Here is a 13,107-nt window from a genome sequence, read left to right on the forward strand (position 1 = left end):
GATGGTTACTTAACCAATAAGCAAAATGTAAACAATAAGCGCTAAATACTCATCACTGAGGTTTAGCGTTTTTTATTCAAAATTATCTAAGCATTACCGGGTTTAATCTATATTTCAACCGGTTGTTGAATCGTATGTAAGGCTTTACAATAGGAGGAGAGATTGTTAGATTACTAGAATGGAGTTGACTTTAATAATGAATCAGTCTAATAAAAGTATTTCAGAATTAACGAAAGTTTTGAAAGAAGCTATTGGTAAGACACCACCAAATGGAAATCCGCTTGTTTCGCATAAATTTGGTGCTGATCCTTACCCACTTATTTATCAAGATCGTGTTTATTTATATGCAACGAATGATGAGATTGAGTATGATGAGAATGGCAATGTGACGGACAATACATATGCAGGCATTAACACGTTAACAGTTATTTCTTCATCCGATCTTGTTAACTGGACAGATCATGGAGAGATTCTAGCTGCGGGACCAGATGGAGCGGCTAAATGGGCTAAAAATTCGTGGGCACCTGCTATTACTCAAAAAGTCATTGATGGAAAGGATAAGTTCTTCCTTTACTTTGCGAATAATGGTAGTAACATCGGAGTTTTGACTGCAGATTCCCCACTAGGTCCATGGACAGATCCGATTGATCAACCAATCATTTCAAGGGAAACGCCTGGTGTGGATGGTGTACCTTGGATTTTTGACCCGGCGGTTTTAGTGGATGATGATGGTACGGGCTATCTGTACTTTGGTGGTGGAATTCCGGATGAAGAATACGAGATGCCAAATACTGCTCGTGTGATTCAGCTTAGTGATGATATGATTCTTACGGTTGGAGAAGCGAAGCCGATTCCAGCACCATTTATGTTTGAAAGTGGTGGTATTAATAAATACAATGGGCGATACTATTACTCCTATTGCTCTAACTTCTACACTGGTGACCGTCCGGCGGGAGTTCCAGGAGCAGGGGAGATTGCTTACCTAACGAGTGATCATCCAAAGGGACCATGGACATACCAACATGCGATTCTAAAAAATCCAGGATATTTTTTTAATGTATCTGGAAATAATCATCACGCGATGTTTGAATTCAAAGGCACATGGTATATTTCATATCATGCACAAACATTATCGGCAGCGATGGGGATTGAGAAGGGCTACCGTTCGACTCATTTAAATGAAATATATTTTGATGAAGAAGGTCAAATTGAACCTATTCAGGCTGATCTGCAGGGAGTAGAAAAGGTTAAGAATTTAAATCCATATGAAACGACGGAAGCAGTAACGATGGCTTGGCAAGCAGGAATTAATGTGAGCAAACCATCAGATACTAACTTTGATGAGCAAGACCGAGTTGTATCTGAAATTAAGCAAGGTGCTTGGCTAGCTGTTTCATCGGCTGATTTTGAGCATGCGGCTAAAGAATGTGTGGTTCATCTCGCAAGTGAAACAGAGGGTGCTTCGATTGAAGTACGTTTAGATTCGATAGACGGTGAGATTGTTGGCCAGATTGACGTTCCAAACACAGGCGGAAAGTGGATAGAGCTATCCTTCCCTGTAGAAGTGGATAAAGGTATACATGGTGTATACTTTGTGTTTAAAGGAGATTCTAATCAATCATTATTCGAACTTGCAAGTTGGTCATTTAATAAATAGTTAACAAAAATCTTGATATTATAAGGGCTCCAATTCATTCGTTATGATTGAATTGGAGTCCTTTTTATCTTTTTGGTAAAGCAAACTAACAAATTAGTGTGCTTGAACTGCTTTTATGTTAACGCTTTCATTAAACTGGTAACGATAAGCTGATGCGCTTAGACCTGTATGTTCCTTGAATTTTTTATAGAACCAATCTAAATCTGTGTAGCCCACCTGATAAGCAATTTCATAAATTTTTAAATCTGTATAACGTAGTAAAAACTTAGTTTTTTCCATACGGCGATTTAATAAGTATTGATTAAATGTCATTTTTTCTTGTGATTTGAATTTTTGACCTAAATAAGAAGAATTGTAATGCAGATCATTAGAAATATCTTTGAGAGTGATATTTTCATGAATGCATTGTTCTACATAGTCTTTCACAACCTCAATAATATTCGATGCGTTATTCTGTTGAGTAGATCCAGGCTTTTTTGTAGTGTAAGTAATGGTTTTTGTCTTTTTTTCTTCTATTACATCTTTAATGTTTAATAAGCTTTCAATTAATTCTTCCGTGTTCAAAGGTTCAGGTAAATAACTACTAACCTGTAAACTAATAGCTCTTTGAACCATCTCAAAATCCTTATCTCCTTCAATAAGTAAAATTGGGTTCGATGTTTTTCCTCGTATTTGTCTACAAAGCTCAAAGCCAAAAGTATTTAGATGTCTTAAATTTAACAAGTAGAGATCATAAGTGTTTTTCTTAATAATAGATAATGTATCTGCCATTTTGAAGACGGAATCTTGGATAATAAAACCATAATATGACCAATCAATTTCCCTTTTTAGTTTCTCTATTGATTGTTGATCCGCATCAATCAATAAAATTCTACGCATGAATATCTCCCCCCTGTTGTAATATTTAACTATTTTCATTTTATCTGACGGTATGACAATCAAGAATGTGCAAATCTTTGTATTTAACACAAATTTTTGTTTCTTATCTTTTTCTCAGTGAATTATTTCCAATAAATAGAATTAGTCAGGTTATTTAATTATATAAAACAGGTTATGAAGAAGAATGAAAAAATTTATATTCTTACTGTATTCATAAAAGGAGGTAATTCTTTGTTGAAAATTATAAGGGTATTAATGTTTCACTTATTTTTCTAACTGCATGTCAAACTATGAATGAATCGGACGAGGTATTAGAGCAAAATGAAAGTCAAGTAGTAAAAGAAAATGAAGAGGGAGCCAGTTTAGATAATGCTACCCAAGTAATTCCGAAAGAACCTATAGGGAAAGTACCACCTAATCATAATCCGATTTTAGCTCATCAATTCGGTGCAGATCCTTATGTCCTCGTTTTTGAGGATCGTGTGTATCTTTATAATACGTATGATCAATTTGAGTATGATGCAGAAGGTAATATTATAGAAAATTCATATGCAGGTATTAATCAATTATCGGTTGTTTCATCCGCTGATTTAGTTAACTGGACAGATCATGGTTTGATTAATGTTGCAGGGCAAAAAGGAGCTGCAAAATGGGCAACTCAATCATGGGCACCAGCAGCAGCTCACAAGGTAATCGAAGGGGAAGACCGCTTCTTTCTCTATTTTGCGAAATAATGCAAGTGTATTGGTGTTTTAACTAGTGATAGTCCAATTGGGCCGTTTGAAGATCCAATTAATGAACCATTAATTTCATGGTCAACTCCAGGAGTAGAAGGTGTAACATGGCTATTTGATCCAGAAGTAATCGTGGACGATGATCAGACAAGCTATTTATATTTTGGTGGTGGAATTCCTGAGGAAGAATTTGCGATGCCAAACACAGCACGTGTCATTCAATTAGGTGAAGATATGATTAGTGTTCAAGGGGAAGCAGAAATGATACCAAGTCCATTTATGTTTGAAAGTGCAGGTATTAATAAATGGAACGACACTTATTATTACACGTATAGTACTAACTTTTATGATGGTGAACGTCCAGAAGGTAGTCCAGATGGCGGGGAAATTGCTTATATGACGAGTGATCAGCCAATGGGTCCATGGGAATACAAAGGTACCATCTTGAAAAATCCAGGTCATTTTTTTGAAGTTGGAGGCAATAATCATCAAGTATTATTTGATTTTCATGATCAAACCTATATCGCTTATCACGCACAAACACTTGCTGATGCACAAGGTGTTGCTCTAGGTTATCGTTCCACACACTTTAATCAAGTGTTTTTTAACGAAGATGGGTCCATTCAAGAGATTGAAGCGAATTTATCAGGTGTTGAATCGATTAAAACGTTAAATCCTTATGAAAATGTTCAAGCTGAAACTATGGCATCGAGTACGGGGATTACAGTTCAAGACTTCGAGACGGATGAGAATGGCTTTGGATTAGCTGTGACAGAGATTGAAGCGGGTGATTGGATTGCCGTTTCATCCGTTGATTTTGAAAATGGTGCAAATGAAATTTCTGCTACCGTTGCAAGTGACTCAGAAGGTGGAATGATAGAAATTATATTGGATGACCCAACTGGATAGTTACTAGGAACCATCGAAGTTCCGATAACTGACGGATGGGAAGAATGGCAAACGATAACGACGGATATTACATCAGTTGATGGGGTGCATGATGTCTATTTTGTATTCGATGGCACAGAAGAAACGCTATTATTTAATTTTGATTATTGGTATTTCATTAAGTAGTTTATAAAAATTAATGTCATCCATACTTTTATCCTGATTAAATCCATAAAATTATTCCAGAAAGTAATCTTTATTATTTACAAATCATATAAGATTTTTATTTTAGATTGAATAGCAGGCGACGACACCTGCAGGAAAAGCATGAGTCTTGAGTCACCGCAGTGAGTGGAGCGATCGAGGAGGCTCAAACCATGCCTTTGGAAAGCGTTCGCCTGAAGTGATTAGCATACTTCTTTCAGATTTAAATATAAAAATGGTTAAATAACCGATTAAAACCTATTTTTTATTGTTTCATTATTTAATTAGACCTCGAAATTTAGATAAATCTAGAGTTTCCCAGGTAATTAAGCTTAATTATCACAGGTTGTTTACCTGCTATGAAAGCGCTATATTTAACGCAAGGAATTCCGAAATCATTTATTAATGGGAGGTATTTAAGTGAAAAAGCTCATCATATCTATCTTTTTATTGCTTTTGTTTACCCTTGTTGCATGTAGTAGTAACGATGATACCGCTAGTGAAGATGTGGAAACAGATGATACGGAAACAACAGAAGAAGTATCGGATGAAGGGGAAGAAACGGAAGAGACAGTCGACTATTATCAGACTCCTGAAATGGACTTTGACTTAGGTGGTCAAACAATAAAGGTTGTTGCTTGGTGGGATATGGAGATTACAGGTGAAGATCCAGACAGTATTCAAGCACGTGAAAATTTAGAAGCATTAAAGGAAAAACACAATTTTGATATCGAATATATCACCATTGATTTTGGTGAATATCAAGAGCGAATTACTGCTTCTTTATTAGCAAATGAACCAGTTGGTGATCTTATACGTGTAGGTAAGAAATACACTATCCCTTCATTTGCTCAGCAGGATTTAGTGTGGGCGGTTGATGAATGGGTTAAAAATGAAAATGTATTTAACTTACAATTCACAGAAGATATTTTTCAATATGAAGGACAGGGATATGCTTTTACCGACGCAAAAGCTAATATAGTTCAAGGTCTATTTTATAATCGTACATTAATGGATGAATTAGGTTTGGATCCGATTCAAAATTACATTGATGAAGGTAACTGGAATTGGGATACATTTGCGGAAGTTGTGGCATCAGCAAATCTAGATACAAACAATGATGGCCAAATTGATACTTGGGGATTAGCGAATCCATCCGTTTTAGAAAGAGCATTGGCGTCTAATGATGCAGCGTTAACGGCCGGAAATGAGCAAACATTAGATGCTCCCGCAACAGTTGAAGCATTAGAATTTACAGCTTCTATATTCGAACTAGCGCGACCAACGGAAGGTGGCGATTGGACGGAGCCAGAACAATTCTTCCGTGAAGGAAATACATTGTTTTTTACTGGAGCAGACTTCCATTATAACGGTATTGTAAATGACATGCCTAATTATGACATTGGTTTTGTTCCATTCCCTATTGGTCCAAATGCTGATGGATATAGAACGTATGAGGCTGATATTCAAGCAATCGCCATTCCTAAATCGGTAGAAAATCCTGAACAACTACTTTATATTTGGGAGAAAATTTTCGATGTTCAATCTATCTATGATTATCCTGGTCAAGCGCAATTAGAATCCATGTTTGCCAATAAAGATGATATCGAGAATGCTAGATTAGTTATGGAAAATTTAAATGTACTTGATCACTTTACGTTTAATAATGATGTTTATTGGAACTTTGAAGCTGAATTATTAGAGGGCACAGCAATTTCAACTCTCATCGAAAGTCATGCACCAGCCTTCCAGGCAGCAATAGACGAAGTTTACGCTGAGTAACTGTACATTCAATAAAGCTGGATAAGTGCCTACTAATAAAATGTAGGCACTTTATCTTCTAACAAAGAAAAGATAAAGGGAGGGAAAATAGTGCGTATATTCAAAAGCAATATATTTCGTATTATTTTAGTCCTTATCATCTTTATTTCTTCAATATGGATCTATGATTCTAGAAATAAAGCCAATCAGCATTATTCACAAGCCATTACGGACTTTGAAGCAGTAAACTCGGATAAAAGTGAGGCAAGTTATGATAACTATCTAGAAAACTATTCGACTGAGAGTAAACCTGATCAAGTGATACGAATAGAAGGTGAGGATTTTGTAGAAGCAGATGTCAATGATTTTAAAGTGATGGATGATTTTAATGGCTTAGATGGACCATCTATTTTTACTCCAGAACAAGGTTCCATATCATGGGAAGTGAATATTGAAGATGCTGGCTTGTATAATATACGGATCCATTATTACCCGATTGAAGGAAAGAGCTCAGCCATTCAACGAGAAATAAATATTAATAATGAATTACCATTTATGGGTGCTGATTATGTCCTTTTTGATCGTATTTGGGTAGATCGGGATGAGGAAATACTACGAGATGAAAATGATAATGAAATTCGTCCGAGACAAGCAGAACAGCCTGAATGGGTTCTTGCATCATTTAAAGATAGTGAAGGTTATTTTAATGAACCTTATCTTTTTTATTTTGAAGAAGGAACCCAAAGAATAACGTTAACTTCAAAACGAGAACCGATGGTCATTGATTATATAGAGCTCTATCAAGATCCAGTAGCACCAACATATGAAGAAAAGAAGTCAGAGTATGAACAGAATGGGTTGAAATCAACAACTGATCAGTTCATTAAAGTCCAGGCAGAAGATGCTGTTAGAAAATCCTCAGCAACTTTATTTCCTTTAACAGATCGAACAAGTCCAACTGTTGAACCTTACCATGTATCGAAATTACGGGTGAACGCGATCGGCGGACAAAATTGGAAAATGCCAGGCCAATGGATTGAATGGGAAGTCGAAGTAGAAGAGGAAGGCCTTTACCAAATTGCATTCAAAAGAAAGCAAGATTTATTAAGAGGGGTATATTCATCTCGAACACTAACGATAAATGGTGAAGTTCCTTTTCAAGAGATGAATGTTATCCGATTTAACTACAACTTAGATTGGACGACAGATATATTAGGCAAATCAGATGATGCACCTTATTTATTTCATTTAAAAGAAGGGACCAACACGATTCGATTGAGTGTAACATTAGGAGATATTTCTCCATTATTGAGAACTATTGAATCCAGTGTACTCGAACTTAATGAAATGTATCGGAAAATATTAATGATTACATCAAATACACCTGATCCATTGAGAGATTATCAATTGGAAAAACGAATTCCAGACATGCTAGATGTTTTCGAAGAACAGGCTGAAATTATTAAAAGTGTAGCCGACCATTTAGAAATGATAACAGGAGAACGTAGTGATAAAGTTGCTGTTATTCACTCTACTGTTAGCCAATTAGAGAAGATGGTTGCTAAGCCAGAAACAGTTGCACGTCAACTGGACTCCTTCAAAATGAATGTTGGTGGGTTAGGTACATGGATACAAACTGTTCGTGAACAACCGATGACGTTAGATTATTTAATTATATCCTCTCCTAATGTGGAAATGCCGAGGCCAAGTGCAACAACATTTGAAAAAGCAAAACATGAAGTTGGGGCTTTTTTTGCATCTTATTCTGAGGATTATGACAATATTGGCAGTACAAAAGATTATCGTAACGTTGATGAAGAAATCACTGTATGGGTGACAACAGGTCGTGACCAGGCTCAAATCTTAAAAGGAATGGCGGATGATTTGTTTACCCCTGACACTGGTATTTCAGTTAACGTTCGTCTCGTTCAACCTGATGTTCTTTTACCAGCCACGTTAGCAAATGAAGGTCCTGATGTTGCTTTAAATTTGGGCGAAGATGTTCCCGTAAACTATGCGATGCGTAATGCTGCGCAAGATTTAACAATTTTTGACGACTATGAGGAAATTGTGACGCGTTTTCACGAAAGTGCCGTACTACCTTTTGCATTTAATGAAGGCGTTTATGCTCTACCTGAGCAACAAATGTTTCCGGTTATGTTTTATCGCTCAGATATCTTAAAAGAATTAGAATTAGAGCCGCCAAAGACATGGGATGATGTGTATAACATTATTTCTGTCTTACAACGAAATAACTTAGAGTTTTATTTACCGATTGATGATCCAATGGCGCAAAATCAAACATTGCTTGCTCCTAATCAAGCATTCGGTATGCTTCTTTATCAAAAAGATGGTGAATTTTATGCAGACGATGAAAAATCGACTGCTTTAGACGATGAAATCTCGATTGATGCCTTTAATCAATGGACACAATTTTATACCAACTATAAGTTTCCATTGATGGCTGACTTTCCGAACCGATTGAGAATTGGAGAAATGCCTATCGGAATCGCTGATTATACAACCTATAATATGCTAACTGTTTTAGCCCCTGAAATAAGAGGATTATGGGAGTTTACGACAGTTCCAGGAACGGTACAAGAGAATGGAGCGATTGATCATACGGTACCAAGTACGAGTATCGCTTCTATGATGCTAGAAAACTCTGAGAATAAAGAAGCAGCATGGGCATTTTTAAAATGGTGGACGGAGAAAGAAATACAACTAACTTTTGGTCGGGAAATGGAGAGTATTTTAGGAGAGGCAGCACGTTATCCAACAGCTAATATCGAAGCGTTAGCCGAATTACCATGGCCAGTTGAAGATTATCAAAATCTTGCAAGTCAGTGGCAATGGGTCCAAGGAGTTCCCCAAGTTCCAGGAGGCTATTTTACGGGGAGACACCTTGATAATGCTTTTAGGCGTGTGGTTAATGCTAATGAAAATCCTCGAGAAGCTATACAAGACTACGCACGGTATATAAACGATGAGATTGAAATTAAACGGAAAGAATTTGACTTACCTTACTAGGATAGGAGGTGTGTATAAATGAAAGCAAAGTCAATAGAACAACCCGTAAAGGACATTGTCTATCCGAAACAAGAAGTAGCTCGTAATTCAAATAGAAACAATAAGTGGCAACGTTTAAAGCGAGATATGAAGAAGGCTAAACACTATTATCTTTTGATGGCACCTTTTATGGTTATTTTTCTATTGTTTACGATAGTGCCTGTTGTTGCCTCGTTTGTCTTAAGTTTTTTCTCCTTTAACATGTTAGAAATGCCGAAATTTGTTGGCTGGGATAATTATTCGAGGTTGTTTCTAAGTGATGATGTATTTATGACAGCTTTGCGAAATACGCTTGTGTTTGCCGCCATTACCGGACCACTAAGTTACATTGCCTGTTTTATTTTTGCTTGGATCATTAATGAGTTATCACCGAAGATTAGAGCTTTTATGACGGTTATCTTCTATGCCCCTTCCATTGCAGGGAACGTATTTTTTATTTGGTTAATCATTTTCTCAGGTGACGCTTATGGTTATTTAAATGGATTCTTAATGGAATTTGGGATTATTTTAGAATCGATTCAATGGTTAAGAGACGAACAATACGTTCTAGGAGTAGTTATACTAGTGCAGTTGTGGCTGAGCTTAGGAACAAGTTTCATCGCCTTTATTGCCGGTCTCCAAACTCTTGATAAGTCTTTAATTGAAGCAGGTGCAATTGATGGAATAAGAAACAGATGGCAAGAACTTTGGTATATCACCTTGCCATCGATGAAGCCACAGTTGTTATTCGGTGCTGTTATGCAAATCACTCAGTCATTTGCTGTTGCTGATATTTCCATTGCACTTGCAGGGTTTCCGAGTGTCAATTATGCAGCACACACGGTCGTTACACACTTAATGGATTACGGGACGATCCGTTTTGAAATGGGTTATGCTTCAGCGATAGCCACCGTCCTATTCCTATTAATGGTTGGTACAAATATACTCGTTCAAAAACTACTGAGAAAGGTGGGAACATAGGATGCGGCTATTTAACAAACGGCTCAACCGTTCATTACCAGTTACGACTTTATTATTCTTATTTTTAGCGGTTTTTGGAATGTTTATGGCATTACCACTTGTTTACGCAGTAAATAATGCTTTTAAACCGTTAGATGAGCTCTTTATTTTTCCACCAAGATTTTTTGTCCGAAATCCAACCTTAGATAACTTTTATGATTTAGTAGCCGTAATGGGTGATTCATGGGTCCCTATTTCACGTTATTTCTTTAATACGATACTGATTACCGTATTTGGTACGGGTGGTCACATTATATTTGCATCAATGGCTGCTTATCCATTAGCAAAATATAAATTTCCAGGTTCAAAAGTTATCTTTCAAATTGTTATTTTAGCTTTAATGTTCTCTCCTCATGTAACAGCAATTCCGAACTATTTGGTAATGTCAGGTCTAGGCTGGATTGATTCCTATCTATCGCTCATTATTCCAGCAATGGCATTCCCGTTAGGATTATTCTTAATGAAGCAGTTTATGGAACAAATTCCAGATGCCATGTTAGAGGCAGCCAAGATTGATGGTGCCAGTGAATTTCATATTTTTTGGAAAATAGTGATGCCTAACGTAAAGCCAGCATGGTTAACGTTACTCATTCTCCAATTTCCAATCCTTTGGGGGACAAATGGTGGAAACTTTATTTATAGCGAAGAATTAAAAACGTTAAATTATGCGTTAGAACAAATTACTGAAGCAGGTATAGCTCGTGCAGGTGTTGGTGCAGCAGTTGCGCTGATTTTAATGAGTGTACCAATTATTCTATTTATTGTTTCCCAAAGTAAAGTAATAGAGACGATGTCAAGCTCAGGTATGAAGGATTAGAAGGGGGTTAATATGATGTTAATAAGATTAAGAAAAATATGTCTATCCCTTCTTGCTACTTTTGTTATCTATTCGACGTTTTGTTTAGATATGGTCACTGTTCAAGCAAGTGCAGATCAATCTTCATACAATTACTCATATTGGGAAGAAGCTGTACCAGCGCCTCCCGCCTACTTACCAACAATGGTTATAAATGGACATGATCTTGGGATTGACACCTTTAATATACCGAATGATATTCATGTATCTTCTGAACATGATATTTATATAGCAGATACAGGTAATAACCAAGTTGTTATTTTAAATGAGGTGTTTGAGTATAAAAATACAATTGATTCCTTCACAAATGAAGGTGCACAGGAAACATTTTCGAGTCCTGAAGGTGTATATGTAACAAATGAAAACCATGTCTACGTAGCAGATACAGGTAATAACCGTGTTGTTCATTTAGATGAAAAGTTTGATTTGGTCAAGATTATTGATGCTCCAGAGTCAGAAATGTTGTCCAATACATTTTCTTTTCGACCAAAAAAAGTAGCAGTAGATGATGCGGGCCGAACTTTTATTCTTTCAGAAGGCGTCTTTGATGGATTCATGGAGTTTTCGGTTGATGGTTATTTTACGACGTTTATAGGTGCGAATCGAGTGCAAGTTGACTCAATAGATTATTTATGGCGTCGATTTGCTACTCGTGAACAGCGAAGTCAAATGGTTATGTTTATTCCAACTGAATTTACTAGTTTAGACCTTGATGAAGATGGCTTTATATATGCAACGAATATAGATAATACAGATGACGTGATTAAAAAAATTAATGCAAGAGGCGATGACATTTTAAGAAGGGAAGGCTATTTTGATCCAATCGGTGATATTGATTACGACAGGGATCAAGGACCTTCACGACTAATTGATATTGCTGTTGCTGATCATGGAATTTATTCCGCATTAGATTCAACAAGAGGAAGAATTTTCACCTATAACAATGATGGATTCCTCATGTATGTTTTTGGAGGGTTAGGAAATAAAATGGGTGAATTCCATACTCCGATAGCTATAGACCGATTTGATGAATTTTTTCTTGTATTGGATCGAGAACTTGGGGAGATTACAGTCTTCCATTCAACAGCATATGGTAATTCAATTGATGAAGCGGTAAGGAGTTATGAACAAGGTGATGAAGAAAGAGCGCAAGCATTATATGAAGATATCACCAATATGAATATTAATTTAGAGTTTGCCTACACAGGTATTGGAAAAGCTCTGTTGCGTAAAGATGAATTCGAGGAAGCGATATATCATTTTGAACAGAGTCTTGATCAAGCAAATTATTCTAAAGCTTACCTACTATATCGGAATGAAGTATTACGTGAGAACTTCTCATTAATGATGGGCATTATCTTTTTAGTGATTGGCTTATCGATTGGTTTTTCTGTTTATCGGAAAAAATCAAAAAGAAAGAGGGTGTCTTAAATGGAAAAAGAGATGATAAAAAACCCTTTTCAGTTAATAGTTCGTCCTTTTCAAAGTTTTTGGGAATTAAAATACGAATTAAATCGAAAAGAGAATATAATTCTGTCTTTCATCATTTTAATTGCCTTAATTATTACCAATATATTAAGTAGTCAATACGCTGGCTTTGTCGTTAATATATACAATCCAAATGAAATGAACAGCATCATGGAAATCGTTTATGTAGTTGTTCCACTATTATTCTGGTGTATAGCAAATTGGTCATTAACAACATTGATGGATGGAGAAGGAAAGTTTGTGGAAATTTTTATCGCAACATGCTTTGCGTTAACTCCACTAGTCATTATTAATTTTCCGTGGATACTACTTAGCAATTTTCTATCCCATCAAGAAGCGATGTTCTATTATTTATCACAAAGTTTTGCTGTCATTTGGTTTATCTTTCTAATTTATGTCGGGACGATGACCGTGCACCAGTATACACCAGGAAAGACAACAATAACGATATTTCTAATCATTATAGCCATGGGGTTTCTCGCCTTCTTAAGTTTACTGTTTTTTAGTTTGATACAACAAATAAGTTCATTTCTTATTACAATTTACCGAGAGTTTGTCTTAAGGTACTAAGG

The 13,107-nt window shown here is 36.2% G+C and carries 8 protein-coding genes and 1 pseudogene; 8 read left to right on the forward strand and 1 reads right to left on the reverse strand.

Features of this window, described 5'->3' with window-relative positions; all coding sequences use genetic code 11:
• Positions 1-196 precede the first annotated feature (196 nt).
• Positions 197-1,657 (forward strand): glycoside hydrolase family 43 protein, encoded by a 1,461-nt coding sequence (locus GI584_RS05385; protein ID WP_228552344.1) that lies wholly within the window; start codon positions 197-199, stop codon positions 1,655-1,657.
• A 93-nt stretch (positions 1,658-1,750) separates the two neighbouring features.
• On the opposite strand, the gene GI584_RS05390 is transcribed toward GI584_RS05385, so the two are convergent.
• On the reverse strand, positions 1,751-2,536 hold the full coding sequence (locus GI584_RS05390) for a response regulator transcription factor (protein WP_194842124.1): 786 nt from the start codon (positions 2,534-2,536) through the stop codon (positions 1,751-1,753).
• Positions 2,537-2,826: 290 nt separating this feature from the next.
• Between GI584_RS05390 and GI584_RS05395 the strand changes: the two are divergent.
• From GI584_RS05395 to GI584_RS05425, 7 genes and pseudogenes are all read left to right on the forward strand, one after another.
• Positions 2,827-4,344, forward strand: a pseudogene (locus GI584_RS05395) (glycoside hydrolase family 43 protein).
• Positions 4,345-4,782: 438 nt separating this feature from the next.
• Positions 4,783-6,144, forward strand: coding sequence for an ABC transporter substrate-binding protein (locus GI584_RS05400; RefSeq protein WP_153790512.1), 1,362 nt, complete (start codon positions 4,783-4,785; stop codon positions 6,142-6,144).
• 90 nt (positions 6,145-6,234) lie between these two features.
• A complete protein-coding gene (locus GI584_RS05405; protein ID WP_407647397.1) occupies positions 6,235-9,153 on the forward strand; it encodes an extracellular solute-binding protein in 2,919 nt (972 codons plus the stop codon).
• Positions 9,154-9,171: 18 nt separating this feature from the next.
• On the forward strand, positions 9,172-10,152 hold the full coding sequence (locus tag GI584_RS05410; protein ID WP_153790513.1) for a carbohydrate ABC transporter permease: 981 nt from the start codon (positions 9,172-9,174) through the stop codon (positions 10,150-10,152).
• Position 10,153: 1 nt separating this feature from the next.
• Positions 10,154-11,008 (forward strand): carbohydrate ABC transporter permease, encoded by an 855-nt coding sequence (locus tag GI584_RS05415; protein WP_153790514.1) that lies wholly within the window; start codon positions 10,154-10,156, stop codon positions 11,006-11,008.
• 15 nt (positions 11,009-11,023) lie between these two features.
• On the forward strand, positions 11,024-12,478 hold the full coding sequence (locus tag GI584_RS05420) for an NHL repeat-containing protein (protein ID WP_228552345.1): 1,455 nt from the start codon (positions 11,024-11,026) through the stop codon (positions 12,476-12,478).
• Positions 12,479-13,105, forward strand: coding sequence for a Yip1 family protein (locus GI584_RS05425; RefSeq protein WP_153790515.1), 627 nt, complete (start codon positions 12,479-12,481; stop codon positions 13,103-13,105). It abuts the gene before it with no gap.
• The last annotated feature ends 2 nt before the right edge of the window (positions 13,106-13,107 follow it).

The organism is Gracilibacillus salitolerans, from assembly GCF_009650095.1.
Classification (GTDB): Bacteria; Bacillota; Bacilli; order Bacillales; family Amphibacillaceae; genus Gracilibacillus; species Gracilibacillus salitolerans.

Excerpts from the sequence above, each read along its gene's own strand:
- GI584_RS05385 (WP_228552344.1), top strand. The coding sequence starts at position 197 with ATGAATCAGTCTAATAAAAGTATTTCAGAATTAACGAAAGTTTTGAAA.
- GI584_RS05390 (WP_194842124.1), bottom strand. The coding sequence starts at position 2,536 with ATGCGTAGAATTTTATTGATTGATGCGGATCAACAATCAATAGAGAAA.
- GI584_RS05410 (WP_153790513.1), top strand. The coding sequence starts at position 9,172 with ATGAAAGCAAAGTCAATAGAACAACCCGTAAAGGACATTGTCTATCCG.
- GI584_RS05415 (WP_153790514.1), top strand. The coding sequence starts at position 10,154 with ATGCGGCTATTTAACAAACGGCTCAACCGTTCATTACCAGTTACGACT.
- GI584_RS05420 (WP_228552345.1), top strand. The coding sequence starts at position 11,024 with ATGTTAATAAGATTAAGAAAAATATGTCTATCCCTTCTTGCTACTTTT.
- GI584_RS05425 (WP_153790515.1), top strand. The coding sequence starts at position 12,479 with ATGGAAAAAGAGATGATAAAAAACCCTTTTCAGTTAATAGTTCGTCCT.